This is a genomic window from Pseudarthrobacter sp. N5, assembly GCF_050157035.1.
GTDB lineage: Bacteria > Actinomycetota > Actinomycetes > Actinomycetales > Micrococcaceae > Arthrobacter.
The window spans coordinates 3,950,804-3,972,231 of sequence record NZ_CP189593.1 but is presented as its reverse complement, the minus strand read 5'-3'; the positions used below and the strand labels follow the sequence as shown (position 1 = coordinate 3,972,231).

Below are 21,428 nucleotides of genomic sequence, written 5' to 3'. Positions count from 1 at the left end.
ACCCAAGCTGTGTGGCCCCCCACAAAGGTCAGCGGGCCGAAATAACCCGGGCACCGCAGTCGTTGTCTCCAGTGTGCCCGCGCCGCAAACCGGCCGGGACCTGACGGAACCTATTGAAAGGCCGGCACCGACGTGACTCTCCCCCTCTCCATTCTTGACCTGGCAACCATCGGCAAGGGCCGGAGCGCTGCGGAGAGCTTTGCCGGCAGCGTGGCCATGGCGCAGCGCGCGGAAGAGCTGGGCTACCGGCGGATCTGGTACGCCGAACACCACAACATGTCCTCGATCGCGTCCTCGGCCACCAGCGTGCTGATCGCGCATATTGCGGCCCATACTGAGAGCATCAGGCTGGGCGCCGGCGGTGTGATGCTGCCCAACCACTCGCCGCTGACCATCGCCGAGCAGTTCGGCACGCTGGAAACACTGCATCCCGGACGCATCGACCTGGGTCTGGGCCGCGCCCCCGGCAGCGACCAGAACACCATGCGCGCGCTCCGCCGTGACCCGATGTCCGCTGACACCTTCCCCCAGGACGTCTTGGAACTGCAGGGCTATCTGACCGGTCCCACCCGGATCCAGGGCGTTGAAGCAACACCCGGCAAGGGCACCAACGTGCCGCTGTACATTCTGGGTTCGTCCCTGTTCGGCGCGAAACTCGCCGCCCAGCTCGGCCTGCCCTACGCTTTTGCTTCGCATTTCGCGCCCAACGCACTCCAGGACGCCGTGGCAATCTACCGCCGCGAGTTCAAGCCTTCCGCCCAGCTGGATGCCCCCCACGTCATCGCGGGCGTCAACGTCATCGCGGCGGATTCAGCCTCAGAGGCCCAAGAAATGTTCCAGGCCACCAAGCGCGCGCGGGTCTCTTTGTTCTTTGGCGGCGGGAAGGTGTTCACGGACGACGAAGCCGACATGATCCTGGACTCGCCGCAGGGCCAGCATGTCTCCCAGATGGTCAAGTACTCCGCCATCGGAACACCGGATGTGGTGATGGACTACCTTGACGGGTTCGCGGAGCATTCCGACGCTGACGAGCTGATTGTGGCCCACCAGAGCACCGGAACCGATGCCCGGCTGCGCTCCGTTGAGCTGCTCGCGGAGGCCGCCGGGTTAGTGCGCGCCTAAGGGTCTGCGTGGCACCGTCACGCCGGCAGTTTCCCGGAAGCACGACGGCGGGCCGGCTGGCTGTCGCCCGCCGCCCCGCTGCCGCCGGAGTGTTCAGGCCAGCAGCAGGGCGACGCCGATCATGGCCGGCACCGCAACGACGGTGGTGATCAGGACCGTGTCCTTGGCCACGGTCAGGCCAGTATTGTAGCGGCTGGCTGCCACAAATACGTTTTGGGCAGTGGGGAGGGTGGACGTGACGACCACGGCGAACAGGGCATGGCCGTCCATTCCCAGTGCAAAGCGGGCAAAGAAGTAGGCGATTGCCGGATGCACAATGAGTTTGAATCCGCTGGACAGCAAGGAGTCCAGGCGCCTGCCGTCTGCTGCCTGCAGCGGCCTGGAGCCATTGAGGCTCATGCCGAAGGCGATCAGCATGGCAGGGATGGCCGCACCTCCGATCAGGTGAATGGGCTGCATCATCAGCTCGGGTACCTCCCATCCCGTACCCGCGACGACAAGACCCAGAGCGGATCCCACAATCATCGGGTTCTTGAGGATCATGAACACAAAGCCGGCGGGCGTAGTGCCGTGCGAACTCGTGCTGGCGTCCAGAGCCAGCAGGAACAGCGGCGTGAAAAAGGCGAGCTGGAAAATCAGCAGCGGGGCAACGTATCTGGCATCGCCCAAAACATAGACGGCGACGGGGATGCCCAGGTTGGCCGAGTTCGCCAGCGAAGCGCTCATGGATGACATCAGGGCTTCGGGCAGGGCGCGCCTGAGCCAGAACGTCGCGATCACAAAGAAGAGGGAAGCTGTGGCGATAGCACCGACCGCCGTCACCAGCAGCGGCGCGGCGAAGACCTCGTGGAGTTTCGCCTTGCCGAGGGTCTCAAACAGCAGCGCGGGGCTGGCAACGAAGAACGTGAGGGCGCTCAGAACCTGGCGGGCGTTTTCACCCAGCAGTTGGCGCTTACCTACAAACCAGCCCACCAGAATGATGCACCAGACCACAAAGAACCCTGCGAGAACTCCTAGCACGAGGGTGTTCCGGAGGGGATCCGCGGAGCGGGCGTGGATGTCACCATCCCAGCTAATCAGATTTATTGGGTATTGGGCCTGCGGTTCCCGAATGAGGCCGCCGGAAGTACCACTTCTTAGCCGAGTTTGGCGTTGTTCAACGCAAACGGCGGGCGCATGAGCCCGGGGGTGAAGCACTCGGCAGGATCGTTGCCCAGCTGGATGATCCGGTTGTCCTGGTCCACATGGACCACTTTGGGATCGTAGGCTTTGGCCTCTTCCGTGGTCATCTCCGCATAGGTAATGAGGATGACGAGGTCGTTCTCGTGAACCAGATGAGCCGCCGGACCGTTGATTCCGATGACGCCAGAACCGCGCTCGCCGGCGATGGTGTACGTCTCAAGACGCGCACCGTTGGTGACATCCACGATGGCCACAAGTTCGCCGGGCAGGATATCCGCGGCATCCAGGAGGTCCAGGTCCACCGTGACGGAGCCTACATAGTGCAGGTCTGCATGAGTGACGGTGGCCCGGTGGATTTTGGACTTAAACATTGTTCGATTCATAACGTGAACAGTCTAACGCCGGGATCAACTTCGGTGCTGTGAGCCAGGGAACACCACGGCGGAGTGCGCAATCGACCCGGCCGTCAGTGCCAGGGTTTCGCGTGCCGCCAGGATCGCCGGCCGTTGGGAACTTGACCGCCGCACCGAGGTGAACACCGTCCGGTGCGGATTTCCTGGCAGGTCCAGTAACCGCGCAGTGGTCCCGCGGCCAGTCCAGACGAGATCGGGCATCAGCGCCACGGCGTTTCCGGATTCGATAAGGCGGATCTGTGCCTGGAGATCCGCAGTTTCAAAGCGGACGTCCGGCTCGAATCCCGCACTCCGGCAGGCCTGTTCAGCCCAATGGCGGGACGCGGCTCCGCGGGGCTCCATGACCCAGGCCATGTGTTCGGTGTCCTGCAGCGACGTTATGGGCCGGCTGCCTACGGAGCCTGGCGGAACGGCGAGGCGGATGGCATCCGTAGTGAGATTGACCCGGTCGAGTTCGGCATACCGGGGCGCCGCATGTCCCGGATACTGTTCGGCGATGACGAGGTCGAAGTCCCGTGCCCAGGTTTCATGGAGGGCGGTTTCGGGCTCGCGCTGGATCATTTCGATCCGGACCTCGGGGTAGTCGGCTGCCATTCGTGTCAGGGCCTCCGGCATCAGCGCGAGGGCCGCCGATTGAAACACCGCTATCCGGACGGTGCCGGTAACTGTTGTCAGGGAGGCAGCCAGATCCGCCTCGGCCTGCTCCAACGTTTCCAGCAGGTGGGCGGTGTGGGCCACCAGCACTTCCGCCTGGGGGGTGAGCTGCACCCGGCGCCCGGTCTTGCGAAGGAGCTCCACGCCGACCTCCTTTTCCAGGAGGGCGAGCTGTTGGGAGACCGACGAGGGGCTGTACTGGAGCGCTTCCGCCACCTCTGCCAGGGTCCCCCGGATCTTCAGTTCCCGCAGCAGCCTCAAACGACGGACATCCAGCATGAATCGATCCTTTGTAAAATCTAATGAATACTGATTAGAAGTAATCACTTTATCTAATGCAAGCGACCTTGCATACTGTTCAGACTGAGTTACCCCCATCACAGGGCGGATTGATGGGCACCACACCCTATACAGGAGACCCTGATGAGCACTAAAGATTTGTCGCGATCCATCATGCGGCGTAAGCCCATTGATGACATTGAGGAAGAGAACAAGCACAGCGGGTTGTTTAAGTCGTTGGGGTTGTGGCAGCTGACGGCGATCGGTGTGGGCGGGATTATCGGGGTGGGGATTTTCTCGCTCGCGGGGCTGGTCGCTGCCGGGAGTGCGGGGAATCCGGGGGTGGGTCCGGCGGTGTTGTTCTCGTTCCTGATCGCGGGCCTGGCCTCGGCGGCCGCGGCGCTCTCCTACGCGGAGTTCGCGGGCATGATCCCGCGGGCGGGCTCCGCGTACACCTACGGGTATGTGGCGCTGGGCGAGGTGATCGGCTGGTTCATCGGCTGGGACCTGTTGCTCGAATACATCGCGATCGTGGCCGTGGTCGCGATCGGCATCTCGGGCTACTTCGATGCGTTCCTGACCGGGATCGGGGTCCACATGCCGGGCTGGATGACCTCCACCGCGGACGAGGGCAAGGGCGGGATCATCAACCTGCCCGCGATCCTGGTCTGCCTTCTGGTGACCTGGATCCTCTCCCGCGGAACCAAGGCCTTTGGCCGCTTTGAACTCGTGGCCGTCGCGATCAAGGTCATCCTGATCCTGTTCATCATCGGCCTGGGCATCTTCTACATCGACACCAACAACTACAACCCCTTCATGCCCAGCGGCTTCGGCCCGGTCCTGGCCGGCTCCGCGACCGTGTTCTTCGCCGTGTTCGGCTACGACGCCATGTCCACCGCCGCCGAGGAAGCGACCGACGGCAAAAAACACATGCCCAAAGCCATCATCATCTCCCTGATCATCGCGATGCTCCTCTACGTCGCCGCGACCCTGGTCCTGACCGGCATGCAGAACTACAAGGACATCGACCCCAAAGCAGGATTCGCCTCCGCCTTCAACGGTGTCGGCCTGCCCGTGATCGCGACCATCATCTCCGTCTTCGCGGTCCTGTCCATCCTGACCGTGATGCTGACCTTCCTCCTGGGCGTCACCCGCGTCTGGTTCTCCATGAGCCGGGACGGCCTGCTCCCGGGCTGGTTCGCGAAAACCGACCGGCACGGCACACCCCAGCGCGTGACCTGGATCGCCGGAATCGCCTCGGCCCTGCTCGCCGGCGTCTTCCCCATCAAAGCCGTCGCGGACCTGACCAACATCGGCATCCTCGCCGCGTTCGTCGTCGTCTGCCTCTCCGTGATCATCTTCCGCTACAAAAAACCCGACGCACCCCGGACCTTCCGCCTCCCCTTCATGCCCGCCGTCCCGGCCTTCGGCATGCTCGCCTCCGCCTTCCTGATGTTCCAGCTCCACTGGGAAACCTGGCTCCGCTTCGGCATCTGGCTCATCATCGGCCTCGCCATCTACTTCACCTACGGCCGCAAACACTCCCTCATGAACCCCGACAGCCCCCGCCACCAGGAAGTCGTGGAAATGCACCGGCCCCTCTGACATGAATCCACCGGCGTGCTGATGCCGGGATGGAATCTCATTATTGCCATCGGTGGGCGTCCCGAGGTTCGATGAAATGCCGATTCAATAGTGCCACAAGTTTCCCTAGACATCCGATGTATATTCTGTAGGGTTGGCCTCGCTCAGCAAAAATGTTCACTTACTGCCACGGTTTAGCAGCAAACACCCGACCAATGTAGCTCAGGAGGTTGTCCATGGCAGACTCAGGCCTGACGCCAGCCGTAGTGCCGTTCTCCGAGGCCAGCGTGTCCTGCGACAGCCGAAGGTCCTGGACGTGGCCGTGGCGTGCCGCCCTCTTCGCGCGGCTGGGTGAGGCGGAACGCGCACGGTACATGCGTCGCGGCCTGCTGAGGTTCAACACGCTGCCGAACCTTTTCTGCAGCCACCCGCCGTTTCAGGTGGACGGAAACTTCGGCATCACGGGCGCCGTGGCGGAAATGTTTCTGCAGAGCCACGCGGGAGTAATCCACCTCCTTCCCGCACTTCCGTCCTCGTGGGGTGACGGCTCCTTCAACGGGCTCCGTGCCCGAGGAGGTTACGAGGTGAGTTGCTCGTGGAAAGACAGCAAGGTAACTGACTTCACGGTCGTCGCAGACCGCGCCCGGAACCAAGGGAATGTCCAGGTACGGATCAACGGACAGGACCGCAAGGTCATGCCGGTTGATCCACGGTAAAAGCGGAGAAGGCGTCAAGCAGGATTCGGAGTCCGGCGGAAATTAAACCACCGGACACCAGCGCGGCATCGGCGGGCCCAACCACCAGTGGTGGGGCCCGCCGATGCCTGTTTAACAGGCCGTTTTGACCCGCGTCGATTCATCAAGTTTTCTAATCTGTATTCCTCAGAAAACGTCGCTTTATCTTATGTGAGAACAGGATCATACTGATGATTGAGACGGTTCCCACCCACGGAAAGTACGAGCACCAGCCATGACCAGCATTTCAATGGATTCCGGCGTCACCGCCGGAAAAGCAGCCATCGGATCAGCCGCAACAGGTGATTCGGATGTGGCCAAAGCGCAGGCCCTGGCCGAGCAGACCATCGCGCTGGTGCGCCACTGGCTGGGTGAAGCCGCCAAGGTCCCGGTGGATGCCTCCGCCGAACAACTCGCAGGCGTCCTGAAGGACCCGAACGGCCTCGAGTTCACCGTGGGTTTCGTTGACGGCGTGGTCCGTCCCGAAGACCTCAACGTGGCGGCAAGGAACCTGGCGGCATTGGCGCCGAAGGTCCCGGCGTTCCTGCCCTGGTACATGCGCAGCGCGGTGCGCCTCGGCGGCACCATGGCCCCGGTCCTCCCGCAGGTGGTCATCCCGATCGCCCGTCGCGTGCTCCGCGAAATGGTGGGCCACCTCATTGTGGACGCCACCGACGCCAAGCTGGGTCCGGCCATCGCGAAGATCCGCAAGGACGGCATCAAGCTGAACGTGAACCTCCTCGGTGAGGCCGTCCTCGGCGAGCACGAGGCCTCCCGCCGGCTCGAGGGCACACACACCCTGCTGTCCCGGCCGGACGTGGACTACGTCTCCATCAAGGTGTCCTCCACTGTGGCCCCGCACTCGGCCTGGGCCTTCGACGAAGCCGTGGAACACGTCGTCGAAAAGCTCACGCCGCTCTTCCAGCGCGCCGCCTCTTTCCCCAAGGCCAAGTTCATCAACCTGGACATGGAGGAATACAAGGACCTGGACATGACCATCGCGGTGTTCACCCGGATCCTGGACAAGCCGGAATTCAAGGACCTGGAAGCCGGCATCGTGCTCCAGGCCTACCTTCCGGACGCACTCGCCGCGATGATCCGCCTGCAGGACTGGGCGGCAGCCCGCCGCGCCGACGGCGGCGCCGCCATCAAGGTCCGCGTGGTCAAGGGCGCCAACCTGCCCATGGAGCAGGTCGAGTCCTCCCTGCATGACTGGCCGCTCGCCACCTGGGGCACCAAGCAGGACTCGGACACCAACTACAAGCGCGTCATCAACTACGCTCTGCACCCGGACCGCATCAGCAACATCCGGATCGGCGTGGCAGGCCACAACCTCTTCGACATCGCCTTCGCCTGGCTGCTGGCCAAGCAGCGCGGCGTGGAGTCCGGCATCGAATTCGAAATGCTGCTCGGCATGGCCCAGGGCCAGGCCGAAGCCGTCAAGAAGGACGTCGGCTCGCTGCTGCTCTACACACCGGTGGTGCACCCTGCCGAGTTCGACGTCGCGATCGCCTACCTGATCCGCCGCCTCGAAGAGGGGGCCAGCCAGGACAACTTCATGTCCGCCGTCTTCGAACTCAGCGAGAACGAAACATTGTTTGAGCGCGAGAAGCAGCGCTTCCTCGTCTCCCTGAACACGCTCGACGGCGACGTTCCGCCCGCGAACCGCCGGCAGGACCGCGGCCTTCCGGCCGAACCGATGCCGCACGACTCCTTCGAAAACACTCCGGACACGGATCCGTCCCTGCCGGCCAACCAGGCCTGGGGCCGGGCTATCCTCAAGCGAGTGCCGTCCTCCACACTGGGAAACACCGCAGTGGAAGCGGCCACCATCACGGACGCGGACACCCTCAACTCGGTGATCGAAACCGCCGTGGAAAAAGGCAAGGCGTGGGGAGCCTTGTCCGGCAACGAACGCGCCGAGATCCTGCACCGCGCCGGCGAGGTCCTCGAGGCCCGCCGCGCCGACTTGCTCGAGGTCATGGCCAGCGAAACAGGGAAGACCCTCGATCAGGGTGATCCGGAGGTCAGCGAAGCAATCGACTTTGCCCACTTCTACGCCGAGTCGGCCCGCAAGCTGGAAACGGTCGACGGCGCCACCTTCGTCCCGGCGAAGCTCACCGTCGTGACCCCGCCCTGGAACTTCCCGGTAGCCATCCCGGCAGGGTCCACCCTCGCGGCACTCGCCGCCGGTTCCGCCGTCGTGATCAAGCCTGCCAAGCAGGCCCGCCGCAGCGGTGCCGTGATGATCGAGGCGCTGTGGGAAGCCGGCGTGCCGCGGGATGTCCTCACCATGGTCCAGCTGGGCGAGCGGGAACTCGGCCAGCAGCTGATCTCCCACCCCGCCGTGGACCGCGTCATCCTCACCGGCGGCTACGAGACCGCCGAACTGTTCCGCTCCTTCCGCAAGGACCTGCCCCTGCTGGCCGAGACCAGCGGCAAGAACGCGATCATCGTCACCCCCAGCGCGGATCTTGACCTGGCCGCCAAAGACGTTGCCTACTCGGCCTTCGGTCACGCCGGCCAGAAATGCTCCGCCGCGTCCCTGGTGATCCTGGTGGGAACTGTTGCCAAGTCCAAGCGCTTCCACAACCAGCTCGTGGACGCCGTCACGTCGCTGAAGGTCGGGTACCCGGAGGACCCGGCCAGCCAGATGGGCCCGATCATCGAAGCAGCCAACGGCAAGCTCCTCAACGCGCTCACCACGCTGGGCGCCGGCGAGAGCTGGGCCGTGGAGCCCGGCAAGCTGGACGAAACAGGCCGGCTGTGGAGCCCGGGCGTCCGCTACGGCGTCAAACGCGGTTCCTACTTCCACCTGACTGAATTCTTCGGACCCGTGCTGGGCGTGATGACGGCGGATACCCTTGAGGAGGCCATTGCCGTCCAGAACCAGATCGAATATGGCCTCACCGCGGGCCTGCACTCCCTCAACACCGACGAACTCGGCACCTGGCTGGACACCATCCAGGCCGGCAACCTCTACGTGAACCGCGGCATCACCGGGGCAATCGTGCAGCGCCAGCCTTTCGGCGGCTGGAAGAAATCCGCCGTCGGCGCCGGCACCAAGGCTGGCGGCCCCAACTACCTCGCCGGGCTGGGCGAGTGGATCAGCGGCGCGGCCACAGCGGGCGCCGACATCACCAATTCCTCGGTAAACCGTGTGCTGGACGCCGCCAAGAAATCCTTGGATGCCGCGGAACTGGAGAGCCTACAGCGTGCGCTGCGCTCTGATGCGCTCGCGTGGGCCGACGAGTTCGGCACGGCCAAGGATGTTTCCGGTCTGAGCGCAGAACGCAACATCTTCCGCTACCGCCCCCTGCCCGTCACCGTCCGCCTGTCCGAAGGCGAGCCGCTCGGAGCACTCGTCCGGACGGTAGCCGCCGGCGTCCTTGCCGGTTCGCAGCTGACCGTCTCCACCGCCGTCGACCTTTCCGCCGGCATGCGGGACGCACTTTCGGCGCTGCGCATCACGGCCACGGTGAAGAACGACGCCGACTGGCTGGCTTCCGCTGGCAGGATGGCTTCGGCAGGCAAACTGTCCGGCGCGCGCATCCGCCTGATCGGCGGCGACGCCAAGGCGTTGGCAGAGGCAAGCGGCGGGCGGCCGGACCTGGCGGTCTACGCACACCCGGTGACCGAAGCCGGCCGTGTGGAGCTGCTGCCGTTCCTGCATGAGCAGGCCATCAGCATCACCGCGCACCGCTTCGGCACGCCGAACCACCTCTCGGATGCGTTGATCTAGCAGGCCGAAACGATTTGCCAATTTTGGCCGGAATGGCACAACCATAGCGGCCGAAATTGGCAAATCCGAGGGTCAGCTCGATCACCCGTACGGAACGGATCTGCCCATTTGGAGCAAGCTTCAACTGAGCTGATCCACCGCGTCATCCATCGGGCAATCGACCTCAGGAACCACCAGGTTGTTACCGGAGCCGCGCCAGTCGGGCACCTCGATCTTGTGAAAGCGGAATCCGAGTGGAAGATCTCGGCCTCCCGGCCGGTCAGGCCGAACCCGATGTCGCCGACAACCGTCGTGTGACGATTGGAAGGCAGGGTCCGGCAGGGAAAACCAGGTCCGGCAGGGGAATCCGGGCGCGGCTTCAGGCCGTTTTCTTCAGCGTCCTGCCAACGATGGCCTGCGTCAGGGCGTCGATGACGTCGGAGTTGGCCAGGGGATTGCGGATCAGCGTGAAGTCGACATCCCCGACCGGTGGCAGGTCGAAGCGGCGGGTGATGACTCGCAGGTCCTCGGGCACCAGGGATGAGGGCATCACGGCGACCCCGATACCGGCGCGCACGGCGGCCAGCACCCCACTGATCTGCTTGGTGGTGCACGTGATGCGCCAGGTTCGGCCCACGGATTCCAGCGCATCGATGGCAAGTTTCCGGCTCAGGCTGGGCGAGGGGTAGGCGATGATGGGCACGGGTTCTCCGGGCTCCAGGGAGGTCTGCTCCAGCCCCACCCAGGCGAAGGAGTCTTGCTGGACCACCGTGCCGTCCTTGGCGCCGGCCACCCATTTCACAAACACGAGATCCAGTTGGCCGGCGTTGAGGCGCTTGTACAGCTGGTCGCTTTGGCCCACCGTCAGTTCCAGGTTGATCTGCGGGTAGATCTGCCGGAATTCACGCAGGATGCGCGGCAGCCCGGTAATGGCGAGGTCGTCTGCCGTGCCGAAACGCAGCCGGCCCCGCATGGCTGAGCCGGAGAAGTACCGTGAGGCAGCGTCATGTGCCGAGAGAATATTCCGCGCGAAGCCGGCCATGGCGTCGCCGTTGTCCGTCAGGCGTACGTCGCGGGTATCGCGGGTGACCAGGGTGCGTTTGGCGGCCGTTTCGAGCTTGCGGACATGCTGGCTGACGGTGGGCTGCGCCAGGCCCAGACGCTCGGCGGCCTTGGTGAAACTAAGGGTTTCGGCCACCGCGAGGAAGGAACGAAGCTGGGCGGGTTCAAACATGCGTACTCCAGATAGTGGCCGACGGCGGTGGTGCCCGGCGGCATCGGGCACAGGAGCTATTGCGTTTCACAATGCGAGTTATAGACACAATACGCTTCCATAATCCATTGCGGGAAGCATAGCGTTAAAAGCGACCCCGCCGACCCGCTCCCTTGAGGATTTCCCGTGGCACCCCCTCCGCCGTCAACGGCAACCGTCAGCCAGCCCGCCATCGACTCCGCAACCTCAGCCGCCCTCGCGCCGGACAGCGTGACCCAGCCGATCGCCGTCGTGAATGAACGTCTTCCGTGGCGCCACACCTTTATTTCCCTCCGGGTGCCGAATTTCCGAATGTTCGCGATTGGCCATTTTGTCGCAGTGATCGCCCTCTGGATGCAACGGATCTCGCAGGACTGGCTGGTGCTGGAGCTGTCAGGTTCCGTCACCGCCGTGGGAATTACGGTGGCCCTTCAGTTCATGCCGTCCCTGGTGCTGGGCCCGTGGGGCGGGATGATCGCGGACAGATTCGCCAAGCGTAAAATCCTTATGCTGTGCCAGTCCGCGGCGGCCGTGCTTGCCGCCATGCTGGCTGTACTGGCCCTCAGCGGGCGGATCGAAGTATGGCATGTGTACCTGATCGCACTGGTGCTCGGGCTTGTCACTGTGCTGGACCAGCCGGCCCGGCAGGTTTTCGTCAACGAGCTTGTGGGGCCCAGATATCTGCGCAACGCCATCAGCGTCAACTCCACAACGTTCCAGCTGGGCGGCCTGATCGGCCCGGCGCTCGCCGGATTGCTGCTCATTGCGGTGGGCGCCGGCTGGGCATTCGCCGCCAACGCCGTGGCGTGTTGCTGCACGGTTGTTATGCTGCTGCTCCTGCGTAAGGACCAGCTGTTCATCAGCGCACCGGCAGCCAAGCGGAAGGGCATGCTGCGTGAGGGGCTGCACTACGCCCTGAGCAAACCCACCATTTACTGGCCGTGGCTGATGGCCGGATTCATCGCCGTGTTCGCGATGAGCCTGCCGGTGCTGCTGGCCGCGTTCGCCGACCACGTTTACGACGTCGGTGCCGGCGGCTACGGGCTGCTGAACGCGCTGGTTGCCCTGGGCGCCCTGGCCGGGGCCATTGCCTCCACACGACGCCGGGAACTGCGCCTGCGGTCAGTGGTGCTGGGCGCCGGGATGTACGGCCTGATGCTGGGCCTTTCCGCCTTTGCCCCGTCCATGCTGTGGTTCGGCGCGGCCATGGTGCTGTCCGGATTCTGGTGCCTGATGTTCCTCACGGCGTCCAACCAGCTGGTCCAGATCAGCTCCAACATGAGCATCCGCGGCCGTGTGATGAGCCTGTACATCATGGTGCTGATCGGCGGCCAGGCGATCGGCGGGCCCATGATCGGCTGGATTGCCGAACATGTGGACCCGCACATCGCCCTGCTGGTTTCCGGCGGCGTGCCGGTGCTGGCGGCGGTGACCGTCGCCGTCGTACTTGCCCGCAGGGGGCAGCTGAAACTCAAGGTGGACCTGAAGAACCGCCGTCACCTGCTCCGGATCATCAACAGGCCGCCGGCCGGCCGAGACCTGCCGGCTACACCATAAGGGGCAGGTGGGGGAAGTCCGCTTCCCGCTGCTGGAACTGGAGCACGTCCTTGTTTTGGACAACGCCTTCACGGATTTCGATGGCGCGGCTGATGGTTTCACTCTCATCCCACGCGGCCGTGCCGCCAATGACGGTTTCGAGGAACGGCAGCAGGGCCTGGCTGATCTCCCAGCTGGCGGAGTTCCACAGATAAGAGGGGCTGTGGTCCACGGCGTAGTAGCTGATGTGGTCACCCACCGTGAACATGGGGTCCGTGAACGTGGTGGACCGGGCCCAGCTGAAGCCCATGCCTTCATCGCAGGAAACGTCCACAATCAGGCTCCCTGGGCTGAACGCCTTCAGATCCTCGGTCCGCAGATACGTCAGCGGACTGTTCGGATCCTGCAGGGTGCAGTTGACCACAACGTCGCTCTCGGCGAGGAACGGCGCCAGCGGAACCCGGCCGCGTTCCGTGATGACCTGGCTGAGGAACGGAGCCGTGTCATCGTGATCGAACTGGACGATGTTCACCGAATGGATGGGGGCTCCCACAGCCGCGACGCCGCGGTTGGTCAGCACCTGGACGTCATGGATGCCATGGGCGTTCAGCGCCGTGACCGCACCGCGGGCAGTGGCCCCGAAACCGATCACGACGGCGCTCAGCCGGCGGCCGTAGTCTCCGGTGGAACCCGTCAGTGCGAGGGCGTGGAGGACGGAACAGTAACCGGCAAGCTCGTTGTTCTTATGGAAAACGTGGAGACCGAAGCCCCCGTCGCTTGCCCAGTGGTTCATGGCCTCAAAAGCGATCAGCGTGAGCTTCTTGTCGATAGCCAGCTGCGTGATGGCGCGGTCCTGGACGCAGTGCGGCCAGCCCCAGAGGATCTGGCCGTCACGCAGTTCAGCGAGGTCCTCGGGTTGCGGTTTGGGCAGGAGTACGACGTCGGCCTCCGCCACCAGCTCTTCCCGGCTCGCCAGCTTTCCCACCATCGGGGCCAGCTGGGCATCGGACAGGCCGAACCGTTCGCCATAGCCGCGCTCCAGGATGATGCGCTGGCGCAGATCCGGTTCGATCCGTTCGAAGTGGAGGGGGTGGATGGGCAGCCGGAGCTCATCCGGTTTACGGGTTGACGCCAAGACGCCGAGCGTGAGGTCCTTCAGCGGTTGGCTCACTTCTTCTTGGTGGCCGCCGGCTTGGTGGCCTTGTTGCCGGACGAGGTGTCCAGGGAGCTGGCCGGCGCTGTAGCGGCCCTTTTTTCAGCACGCTTTTCCTTGATGGTCTTGCCGGGTTTCTTGGATGATTCTTGACGGTGGGATTTGTCAGCCATGATCGCTCCTGTAGCGGAACCGAAGAGGTTCCTGACTTCTGAGGATACAGGTAGTGACCTAACGCCCCCTTAGCGCAGCCGCGCTGTGGCCTCCGCCAGCGACGTCAGCGGCAGGCCTGGGAAGCGGAGTCTGGACGGTCCGGCGTCGAACGCCATGTCAGTGGTGTTCATCACGACGGCGGCCTGGGCCGCCCGGGCCATAAACGGCGAGAACGGCCGCGCCGCCATGGAGATGATGCGCAACGCCGGGAGCGGGATCCGGTTGGTCTTTCCCTTCGTGCCTGCTGCGGCATGGAGTGCCGCGGACAGCTGGCCGAGCGTCAGGTTGGGGCCGCCCAGCTCAATCGCTTCCCCTCGCAAGGCCGGATCATCGAGCGCCCGCAGGACCACTTCGGCGACGTCGGAAACGGATACGAAGTTGATCGTGGAGGCCCCTGAACCGAACATCACCGTAGTGCCCTTCTTTGCCAGCGGGGCGCCCATAACGTCCAGATACGTTTCCAGGCAGGGCGTGGGCCGCACGATCGTCCAGCTGAGGCCGGAGGCCTTCAATGCCTGCTCCGCGAGGTGTTTCATGCGTAGCAGGGGGATGGCCGAGTCTTGGCCGGCCCCATGCATGGACACCATCACGAAATGTTTCACGCCGGCCCGTACGGACGCTTCTATGAGCCTGATATTGCCGTCGCGGTCCACGTTCTCCGGCGTGGATTTCCCCATCGGGCCGAAGCCGCTGACGGCTGATATGACGGTTGAGCATCCCTGGACCGCCCGGACGGCGTCAGCCGGATTGCGGAGATCGCCCACCACACACTCCAGCCCTTCGTCGCGCAGCCTGCCTGCGGACGCCTCGCTGCGGGTCAGCACCCGCACGGGCGTGCCGCCGTCGGCGATCTTCCGCTCGGCGATTTTCCGGAGCAGGACGGTTCCCAGCCTGCCGGTGCCGCCGGCCACCAGGATCATGGCTGTTCCACCCCGGCCAGCTGGCGCCGTACGGCATCGTCCACTGTGCCGCTGAGTCGTTCCACAGGCTCGAGGAAGAACCGGACCGCCGAAATCTCGGCATCCCGTACGGTAAAGATCATCACTCCGGCCATCTCGTGTGCGCTGCCGTCGGGCCTGGTGCCGGTCATCCGCCACTCGGACCACACGCGGTCGCCGTCCACTACGGTGGCCAGCAACTCGCCGTTCAGATCGGGGATGGTGGCAAACATCCGTGCCCAGTTGGTCCTGACCTGCTCCTGGCCGGTAAAGCCCCTGTGCGGGTGGGCAGGCGTCTCGTTGACGTAGTCAGCGGAGAAACAGGCCACAAGTGCGTCCAGATCGTGATTGTTGATGGCTTCCGGGAGGCGGTGGACCGTTTGGAGCGGGCCGGATTCGGAAGCAATGCTCTGGTTCATCTGAGCCTCCACGTATAGCACCGTGTATATTAGATACAGTTAACTGTATCTAATAAGGAGCTTACGCGCAGTGGGGAAAACAGTCAACGGCGCAGTCAGCAGTCCGCGGGGATACGACGCCTCCGGCCGGCGTGAGCGGGCGGGCCGGAACCGGGACCGCATTCTGGATGCTGCCCGCGTTCTGTTTCTGGCCGGCGGCTACGGCGCGACGACGGTGGTGGCCATCGCGGCGGAGGCCGGCGTTTCGGCCGAGACCCTTTATAAGAAATTTGGCGGGAAGCCGGGACTGGTGCGCGCAATATACGAACGCAGCCTGCTGGGCAGCGGGGCGAGTCCCGCAGAACAACGGTCAGATGCTGTCCAGGAGGAAGAGCCAGACCCGCGCGTGCTGGTGCTGCGGCTCGGGGCGCTGGTAGCCGAAGTCGCACCGGAAGCCGGGCCGGTGCAGGGGCTGATAAGAGATGCAGCCGCCGCCGGGGATAAGGACATGGCGCTGTTGCTGGACGAAGTAGAATCATCCCGGTACCGGCGCATGCTGCACAACGCCGCCACGCTGCTGGCCCGAGGAATCCTTGCCCCCGGACTGACGGCTGAAAAGGCCGCCGATGTGATGTGGGCGTACACGGCCCCTGAACTCTATGAAAACCTGGTGCTCAAACGCGGCTGGACCCCGCAGGACTTAGGCGTGTTCGTGGGCAGCGCGCTGGCGGCGGCGCTTCTGGCCTGAATGGCGCGGTGGAGAGGCAGAAGGTCTTCGCCGTGGCGGCCGGCCGGCGTTGGCTTCTCCAGGGGCAGGCCATTGTGCCCGGATGCATCCAGATGTGAAAATGACGCTGTGGGCCTTGCGACAGGCGGCCCCGTGGCACTAACGGGAATGCAGGCATGCGAACAATCGTTTTTGAAAACACCATCATGATTCCGCGTGACCGGTCCGAGGTCTACGCATACTGCGTGGGTCCCAAGTACCACTACGAGCTACCCGGCCAGAAGCGGCTGGCCCCCGAATTTGTGGAGTGCGTACCCAACAGATCCTGGACGGAAAAGCTGGAGACCCGCCGTGAGTCCATCCGGTACTCGTACACCGTTTATCCGGTCGCAGACAGCACGCGGCTGACTGTCCGCGCCGAATTTACGCCGAAGGGGATAGGGCGTCTGCTGCCGTCAACGCGGGCAAGCGGCTACCGCAAGCGCGAGACATCGAGGCTGGATGCGATCAAGAAGAGCCTGGCAAGCCGTGCAGAGCGGGGCCCGGCCGAACGCACGCAGCGTAAATAGGCCTTGCTGCTGTGCAGTGGGAATGCTGGAGCGGCTGACGGGAATCGGACCCGCGTATCAAGCTTGGGAAGCTAGCGCTCTACCATTGAGCTACAGCCGCATTTCGCCCTGATCTCTCCGGGCAGATCCAAGCTTAGCGCAGTTGCGGCGCCCAGCCAGTCACACCCATGCAGCGTGGCGGACCGGCTTGCAGCCCAAATACAGTCACCTCCCGTAACTGTTCGGTAAAGGCGCGGCAGGTTGCTATGCCCGGCGTGGTTCGCTGACTATTCTGAACCAGTTAGCTGCAGTGTCAGGGGAACGGGCTACATCAGGTGGTCGACGTCGAAAAAGGAATCCCGGATGGCATTTGCAGAACACGAAGTTCTCATCCAGCGTGATGCGATGACCGTCTACGCGTTCCTCCTGGACGGTCTCAATCTGCCGCGATGGCGCGACGGAATCCGCAGTATCAGTCTGCGGCAAGGGGTCACCGATTCCCAGGGCGCCGTCTACCAGCAGACGCTCACAGGACCGGGCGGCCGTCCGATTGCCGGGGACTTCGAGATCACGAGGGCCCGGCCCGGCGCCGAGATCCAATTCCAGGTGATTGCCGGACCCGCCCGGCCGCACGGCGGCTACTATCTCAGCACCGAAGGCCACGCCACCCGCGTGCGGTTTGCCCTGGAATATCAGCCGAAAGGCCTGATGAACCTCATGAACAATATGATCCAGCAGACCATGAAGGCAGAAGTGGCGCAGCTTGAGAAGCTCAAGCTTGTTCTCGAGGGTCAGCCGCGATCGGACTGAGCTTCCACTCCTGGCTTCCCTTACTGGGCGAGCCTCTGGTTGGACCAGCTTCCGGTGATGTCCGACGGCGAGGCGAGTGCTCCGCTGCCAAGGTCCCAGTACTGCACTGTGTCATTGGCCCGGCGCAGTGCCACACCGGTGGAGTTGAGCCCGGTAACGTCCCGCAGGGGACGGATGGCAGTCACGTCAGACCATCCGTTGGCCACCACCTTCCTCGTTTCGGTCCGTGGAGCCATTGTGCCTGCACCGCGGTACAGCAGGACATTGCCGTCGCTTTGGCGGGCCAGTAGATCCTGGAAGCCGTCGGCATCGAAATCCACCATGCTGAGCCGCGTAGCAGCGACGCCAGAAGCGCTCAATGCCCGCTGGGTCAGATCACCTGTGCCCAGGTTCGGGTACAGCCAAAGGTTGCCTGATGTGTCCTTCGCAATGATCTGCGGCATACGGTTGTTGGCACACCAGCCCCCTACGGCAAGCGTCATGGAGTCCCAACCGGACTGGCCAAGCGTCAGCATCGTGCCGAAGCCACCGCCGGCTAGTCCAGGGTGCAGCGTCAGGCGGCCGTCAGCCCACTGGGTCAGCAGGTCAAAGACGCCATCGCGTTCCCAATCCGTGATGAAGAGTTCCTTGGCCAACCCGAATCCGGAGCCGATTGTCTGGGGCGGCCCGAAGGAACGGTTGCCCAGGGAGGGACGGTTGGTCACCAGACCGCTGGAATCAACGGAGACCAGATCCCCGGCACTCTTGATGGCCGCCGCGCTCAGATTCACCGTGGGCGGCATGTGCTTGGTGACTGGATCGCAGAGGCTGGCGGCCGGCGGCGGGAGTTCCGTGCTGCCTCCGGGGCTGGTGGTGGTGCCGGAAGGGAGGGTGGTGTAGCCGAAGAAGTCCACCACGCCCCACATGGTGTACCGGTTGGGGGTGGTCTGCCAGTTGCCGTCCGTGAACGTAATGCCGATGCCGATCACGTTTAAGCGCGGGTCCGTCAGGATGGCATTGTGGGCGGCTGACCCCTTCCACCACTCCACCAGCTGTGCGGCATCGCGGTCCCAACGGACTGCGATCACTTCGCCGGCTCCGTTGTTGGGGTTCAGGGCCCTGGGATCAGTCCAGAAATTTGCGCGGTGTTCAATCACCTCACGGGAGGCGATGCTGTTGGACCACTCCTGTGCCATCCCCGCAACGGTGGCGTGGTACTTCACGACCGCCAGCCCCAGTGAGGCCCGGTAGCTGTTGACGGCGTTGAATACCGCGTTGACCTGTGAGGAGTTGCTGTCCGGAACCAGGGCCTCCGGCGTCAGTGCCCTTGATTCCGTGGTGGTGGACTGCTGCGGTGCAGGCTCCTTTGCCGGCGCCGGCGCAGTGGCCGCCGCCGCAAGATCAGCGTCGGAGGCAGCAAGCGGCGGGATGGATGCGGGCTCCGGAGGGGCCAGCGCGGGTGTGGAGGTCCCGGCCGCCGGTGCGGCCTGTCGGATCAACGGGTCCACGGCGGGGGCGAGTGCCTCCCCGGGTTTCTGGGCTGCGGTGGTAGTGCCGCCGCTGTCGTTCACGGCCCGCGCCGGTCCCAAGGCAACGCGGGATGTTTCGGCGGGGAGCGGGGACGACGCTGACGGGCCAGTGCTCACGAGAGGTGCCACCGGAAAATGGCTTGCCGCAGGCGACGCCAGCGCAAGGGCGCAGATCATCGCCACTACGGCAGGCGCCGCGAATTTTCCCACTGCATCCCCAGCTCTATAGAGGCCGCTTTCGGTGCATTGGCGGCCGACATACTGAGGGCAACATTAGCGCCCCGGCACGGCGTCAACAATGCATGCGGTATTTTTGGAGGCGTGCTGATCTCTGACCGCGATATTCGTGCCGAAATAGACTCCCAACGGATTGTTCTTGAACCCTACGATCCCGCGATGGTCCAGCCGTCCTCGGTGGACGTCCGGATTGACCGTTTTTTCCGTCTCTTCGACAACCATAAGTACGCCCACATCGACCCCGCCGAGGATCAGCCTGATCTGACACGGCTGGTTGAGGTGGAGTCCGGTGAGCCGTTTATTCTGCACCCGGGCGAGTTTGTGCTCGGCTCCACCTATGAGACCGTCACTTTGCCCGACGACGTCGCGGCCCGGCTGGAGGGTAAGTCCTCGCTGGGGCGCCTGGGTCTGCTGACCCATTCCACCGCCGGTTTCATCGACCCCGGATTTTCCGGTCACGTCACGCTGGAACTGTCCAACATGGCTACTCTGCCCATTAAATTGTGGCCGGGCATGAAGATCGGCCAGCTCTGCTTCTTCCGTTTGACCTCGGCCGCCGAGCACCCTTACGGCTCGGGCCAGTACGGCAACCGCTATCAGGGCCAGCGCGGGCCCACAGCCAGCCGCAGCCACCTGAACTTCCACCGCACCGAAATCTAGGTTCAGGCGCGCGCGGGTACCGGTTTGGACGAGCGCCGGACCAGCTTGACCAGCGGCTCCACATAGCGTGCTGCCAGCGGTCCAACGATCGCCATGATCAACACGTACGCCGTAGCCAGTGCGGCGAGTTCATCCGGCACCACGCCGGATGCCACAGCCAGGCCGGCAATAACGATGGAAAACTCGCCGCGGGCAATCAGCGCGGCGCCGGCACGGAAGCGGCCCGGCAGGGCAATGCCAGCACGTTTTGCCGCCCAGATGCCGGTGACCATCTTGGTCGCGGCCGTTACTGTGGCCAGAATGAGCGCCCACCCCAGCACAGGGGGGATCGAGGCGGGATCTGTGTTGAGCCCGAACGCTACGAAGAAAATCGCAGCGAAGAGATCCCGGAGGGGCTCGAGTATGCGGGTGGCGTTGTGGGCCGTCGCGCCGGAAATCGCGATGCCCAGCATGAACGCTCCCACTGCCGCAGATACCTGAAGGGCTGCCGCCAGGCCTGCCACCAGGAGGGCCGCCCCCAGCAGGTTGAGCAGGAAGACCTCGGAATTTTCGCTGTGTACAGCCTTGGATACGTGGTGCCCGTGCCGCAGGGCGACCACCAGCACCGCCGTGACCACGGCAAGGGAAATTCCCACCGTCTGGAGTCCACCCAGGAAACTGACGCCGGCCAGCGTGGCAGTGAGGATGGGTAGATACACGGCCATGGCGAGGTCTTCAAACACCAGGATGGAAAGCACCACCGGAGTCTCGCGGTTTCCGATCCGGCCCAGGTCCGTGATGACCTTGGCAACTATTCCGGATGAGGAGATGTAGGTGACGCCGCCCATCACCATGGCGCCCACCAGCCCCCAGCCAAGCAGCACCGCCAGGCCTGCCCCCGGCATGAAGTTGAGCACAAAGTCCAGCACACCTGCCTGCCACGAGCGGCGCAGTCCGGTGACCAGTTCGGACGCGGTATATTCCAATCCGAGCATAAGAAGGAGGAGGATTACACCGATCTCACCGGAGAGATGTGCGAACTCGTGCATACCTTCAAGTTTCACCACCCCGCCCGCGCCGAACGTGAGGCCGCCGACCAGGTATAGGGGGATGGGGGACATGCCGATCCGTGCGGCCAGCCGGGCCAGCAGGCCGAGGCAGAACACAACGGCCCCCAGCTCTATGAGGGTCAGGGCCAGCGGGTCCACAGCCGTTAGCCGTTGCGCAGAATATCAGCCGCGGAATCGAGTCCCTCTTGCGTTCCGACCGCAACGAGCAAATCGCTCGTGTGAAGCACGACGTCGGGGCCCGGGGACGGGAGTACCTCGCCTTCGCGCATGATCGCCACGATGGAAACGCCGCTTCGGGTGCGGATGCACGCTTTGCCCATGGGCTGGTTCTGGAACGGGGAGTCGGGCGCGATGGAAAACTGCCTGGTGACGATCCCCGGAACTTCCTTGTGGGCTTCGGTCAGTTTCATGGCGAGGTGCTGTGCCCCCAGCAGATTACCCAGGGTGGCAGCTTCATCGCCGGTGAGCGGGATGGACGCCTGACAGGTGTCAGGATCATCCCAGGTGGACACGATCAGTTCAGTCTGGCCTTCACGCAACTCCACCACACCGATCCGGCGTCCTGAGGCGGTCATGAAGTCCTTGCGCCTGCCGAAGCCCGGGAGATCTGTTTCATCCACGTTCATGGCACCAGCCTAGTCCGCGAACGGACGCTTGGTGCCCCGATTTCGCCGTTTTCGGGCCCGCAAGTGTTCGTTCGCGCTCTGGTT

General features: G+C 64.1%; 20 protein-coding genes and 1 tRNA gene. 9 read left to right on the top strand and 12 right to left on the bottom strand.

The genetic code is table 11. The features are described 5' to 3' along the window. Window positions 1-132 precede the first annotated feature (132 nt). The gene (locus ACQCST_RS19090; RefSeq protein WP_426997329.1) at window positions 133-1,122 is read left to right on the top strand and encodes an LLM class flavin-dependent oxidoreductase; all 990 of its coding nucleotides are present in this window, start codon (window positions 133-135) and stop codon (window positions 1,120-1,122) included. 93 nt (window positions 1,123-1,215) lie between these two features. On the opposite strand, the gene ACQCST_RS19085 is transcribed toward ACQCST_RS19090, so the two are convergent. The 3 genes from ACQCST_RS19085 to ACQCST_RS19075 form a co-directional block, all read right to left on the bottom strand. After that, entirely contained in the window at window positions 1,216-2,142 is a 927-nt protein-coding gene (locus tag ACQCST_RS19085; RefSeq protein WP_426997328.1) for an AEC family transporter, read from the bottom strand. A 116-nt stretch (window positions 2,143-2,258) separates the two neighbouring features. Then, window positions 2,259-2,687: an aspartate 1-decarboxylase gene (panD, locus tag ACQCST_RS19080; RefSeq protein ID WP_426997327.1), complete on the bottom strand. Its 429-nt coding sequence runs from the start codon at window positions 2,685-2,687 to the stop codon at window positions 2,259-2,261. A 24-nt stretch (window positions 2,688-2,711) separates the two neighbouring features. Beyond that, window positions 2,712-3,650, bottom strand: a complete 939-nt coding sequence (locus tag ACQCST_RS19075) for a LysR substrate-binding domain-containing protein (RefSeq protein ID WP_426997326.1) — start codon at window positions 3,648-3,650, stop codon at window positions 2,712-2,714. A 144-nt stretch (window positions 3,651-3,794) separates the two neighbouring features. Here ACQCST_RS19075 and ACQCST_RS19070 point away from each other — a divergent pair, with 144 nt between their 5' ends. The 3 genes from ACQCST_RS19070 (at window position 3,795) to ACQCST_RS19060 (ending at window position 9,710) form a co-directional block, all read left to right on the top strand. Further along, a complete protein-coding gene (locus tag ACQCST_RS19070) occupies window positions 3,795-5,255 on the top strand; it encodes an amino acid permease (protein WP_426997325.1) in 1,461 nt (486 codons plus the stop codon). Between the two features lie 215 nt (window positions 5,256-5,470). After that, window positions 5,471-5,950, top strand: coding sequence for a glycoside hydrolase family 95-like protein (locus ACQCST_RS19065; protein WP_426997324.1), 480 nt, complete (start codon window positions 5,471-5,473; stop codon window positions 5,948-5,950). A gap of 253 nt (window positions 5,951-6,203) precedes the next feature. After that, window positions 6,204-9,710, top strand: a complete 3,507-nt coding sequence (locus ACQCST_RS19060) for a bifunctional proline dehydrogenase/L-glutamate gamma-semialdehyde dehydrogenase (RefSeq protein ID WP_426997323.1) — start codon at window positions 6,204-6,206, stop codon at window positions 9,708-9,710. Between the two features lie 358 nt (window positions 9,711-10,068). Here the strand turns inward: ACQCST_RS19060 and ACQCST_RS19055 are convergent, their stop codons facing one another. Next, window positions 10,069-10,923, bottom strand: coding sequence for a LysR substrate-binding domain-containing protein (locus tag ACQCST_RS19055; RefSeq protein ID WP_426997322.1), 855 nt, complete (start codon window positions 10,921-10,923; stop codon window positions 10,069-10,071). A gap of 165 nt (window positions 10,924-11,088) precedes the next feature. On the opposite strand from ACQCST_RS19055, the gene ACQCST_RS19050 reads away from it, so the two are divergent. Next, on the top strand, window positions 11,089-12,498 hold the full coding sequence (locus ACQCST_RS19050; protein WP_426997321.1) for an MFS transporter: 1,410 nt from the start codon (window positions 11,089-11,091) through the stop codon (window positions 12,496-12,498). Here ACQCST_RS19050 and ACQCST_RS19045 read toward each other — a convergent pair. The 4 genes from ACQCST_RS19045 to ACQCST_RS19030 all read right to left on the bottom strand — a co-directional run bounded on the left by ACQCST_RS19045 (window position 12,488) and on the right by ACQCST_RS19030 (window position 15,200). Beyond that, window positions 12,488-13,648, bottom strand: coding sequence for a N(5)-(carboxyethyl)ornithine synthase (locus ACQCST_RS19045; protein ID WP_426997320.1), 1,161 nt, complete (start codon window positions 13,646-13,648; stop codon window positions 12,488-12,490). The genes ACQCST_RS19050 and ACQCST_RS19045 overlap by 11 nt on opposite strands. Further along, window positions 13,645-13,803: a hypothetical protein gene (locus ACQCST_RS19040; RefSeq protein WP_426997319.1), complete on the bottom strand. Its 159-nt coding sequence runs from the start codon at window positions 13,801-13,803 to the stop codon at window positions 13,645-13,647. The genes ACQCST_RS19045 and ACQCST_RS19040 overlap by 4 nt, the downstream gene beginning before the upstream one ends. 69 nt (window positions 13,804-13,872) lie before the next feature. Continuing rightward, entirely contained in the window at window positions 13,873-14,763 is an 891-nt protein-coding gene (locus tag ACQCST_RS19035; protein WP_426997318.1) for an SDR family oxidoreductase, read from the bottom strand. Continuing rightward, the gene (locus tag ACQCST_RS19030; RefSeq protein WP_426997317.1) at window positions 14,760-15,200 is read right to left on the bottom strand and encodes a nuclear transport factor 2 family protein; all 441 of its coding nucleotides are present in this window, start codon (window positions 15,198-15,200) and stop codon (window positions 14,760-14,762) included. Before ACQCST_RS19030 ends, ACQCST_RS19035 begins: the two co-directional genes overlap by 4 nt. Window positions 15,201-15,270: 70 nt before the next feature. On the opposite strand from ACQCST_RS19030, the gene ACQCST_RS19025 reads away from it, so the two are divergent. Together ACQCST_RS19025 and ACQCST_RS19020 are read left to right on the top strand one after the other, a co-directional pair. Continuing rightward, the gene (locus tag ACQCST_RS19025) at window positions 15,271-15,927 is read left to right on the top strand and encodes a TetR/AcrR family transcriptional regulator (protein WP_426997316.1); all 657 of its coding nucleotides are present in this window, start codon (window positions 15,271-15,273) and stop codon (window positions 15,925-15,927) included. Window positions 15,928-16,082: 155 nt separating this feature from the next. Next, window positions 16,083-16,475: a hypothetical protein gene (locus tag ACQCST_RS19020; RefSeq protein WP_426997315.1), complete on the top strand. Its 393-nt coding sequence runs from the start codon at window positions 16,083-16,085 to the stop codon at window positions 16,473-16,475. Between the two features lie 26 nt (window positions 16,476-16,501). Here ACQCST_RS19020 and ACQCST_RS19015 read toward each other — a convergent pair. Next, window positions 16,502-16,575 (bottom strand) — tRNA-Gly (locus ACQCST_RS19015). 242 nt (window positions 16,576-16,817) lie between these two features. Between ACQCST_RS19015 and ACQCST_RS19010 the strand changes: the two genes are divergently transcribed. Next, a complete protein-coding gene (locus ACQCST_RS19010) occupies window positions 16,818-17,264 on the top strand; it encodes an SRPBCC family protein (protein WP_426997314.1) in 447 nt (148 codons plus the stop codon). 20 nt (window positions 17,265-17,284) lie between these two features. Here ACQCST_RS19010 and ACQCST_RS19005 read toward each other — a convergent pair whose 3' ends face one another. After that, window positions 17,285-18,982, bottom strand: a complete 1,698-nt coding sequence (locus tag ACQCST_RS19005) for a CAP domain-containing protein (RefSeq protein WP_426997313.1) — start codon at window positions 18,980-18,982, stop codon at window positions 17,285-17,287. Window positions 18,983-19,093: 111 nt separating this feature from the next. On the opposite strand from ACQCST_RS19005, the gene dcd reads away from it, so the two are divergent. Continuing rightward, complete coding sequence (gene dcd / locus ACQCST_RS19000; RefSeq protein WP_426997312.1) at window positions 19,094-19,669, top strand: dCTP deaminase; 576 nt, start codon at window positions 19,094-19,096, stop codon at window positions 19,667-19,669. 2 nt (window positions 19,670-19,671) lie between these two features. Here the strand turns inward: dcd and ACQCST_RS18995 are convergent, their stop codons facing one another. Both ACQCST_RS18995 and ACQCST_RS18990 read right to left on the bottom strand, forming a co-directional pair. Beyond that, entirely contained in the window at window positions 19,672-20,856 is a 1,185-nt protein-coding gene (locus tag ACQCST_RS18995; protein ID WP_426997311.1) for a cation:proton antiporter, read from the bottom strand. Window positions 20,857-20,861: 5 nt separating this feature from the next. Next, the gene (locus tag ACQCST_RS18990; RefSeq protein WP_426997310.1) at window positions 20,862-21,344 is read right to left on the bottom strand and encodes a cation:proton antiporter regulatory subunit; all 483 of its coding nucleotides are present in this window, start codon (window positions 21,342-21,344) and stop codon (window positions 20,862-20,864) included. Between the last annotated feature and the right edge of the window lie 84 nt (window positions 21,345-21,428).

What these genes read in the sequence shown, in the direction of transcription:
- panD (WP_426997327.1), bottom strand. Translation starts at nt 2,687, where the DNA reads ATGAATCGAACAATGTTTAAGTCCAAAATCCACCGGGCCACCGTCACT.
- ACQCST_RS19075 (WP_426997326.1), bottom strand. Translation starts at nt 3,650, where the DNA reads ATGCTGGATGTCCGTCGTTTGAGGCTGCTGCGGGAACTGAAGATCCGG.
- ACQCST_RS19070 (WP_426997325.1), top strand. Translation starts at nt 3,795, where the DNA reads ATGAGCACTAAAGATTTGTCGCGATCCATCATGCGGCGTAAGCCCATT.
- ACQCST_RS19065 (WP_426997324.1), top strand. Translation starts at nt 5,471, where the DNA reads ATGGCAGACTCAGGCCTGACGCCAGCCGTAGTGCCGTTCTCCGAGGCC.
- ACQCST_RS19060 (WP_426997323.1), top strand. Translation starts at nt 6,204, where the DNA reads ATGACCAGCATTTCAATGGATTCCGGCGTCACCGCCGGAAAAGCAGCC.
- ACQCST_RS19055 (WP_426997322.1), bottom strand. Translation starts at nt 10,923, where the DNA reads ATGTTTGAACCCGCCCAGCTTCGTTCCTTCCTCGCGGTGGCCGAAACC.
- ACQCST_RS19040 (WP_426997319.1), bottom strand. Translation starts at nt 13,803, where the DNA reads ATGGCTGACAAATCCCACCGTCAAGAATCATCCAAGAAACCCGGCAAG.
- ACQCST_RS19035 (WP_426997318.1), bottom strand. Translation starts at nt 14,763, where the DNA reads ATGATCCTGGTGGCCGGCGGCACCGGCAGGCTGGGAACCGTCCTGCTC.
- ACQCST_RS19030 (WP_426997317.1), bottom strand. Translation starts at nt 15,200, where the DNA reads ATGAACCAGAGCATTGCTTCCGAATCCGGCCCGCTCCAAACGGTCCAC.
- ACQCST_RS19020 (WP_426997315.1), top strand. Translation starts at nt 16,083, where the DNA reads ATGCGAACAATCGTTTTTGAAAACACCATCATGATTCCGCGTGACCGG.
- ACQCST_RS19010 (WP_426997314.1), top strand. Translation starts at nt 16,818, where the DNA reads ATGGCATTTGCAGAACACGAAGTTCTCATCCAGCGTGATGCGATGACC.
- ACQCST_RS18990 (WP_426997310.1), bottom strand. Translation starts at nt 21,344, where the DNA reads ATGAACGTGGATGAAACAGATCTCCCGGGCTTCGGCAGGCGCAAGGAC.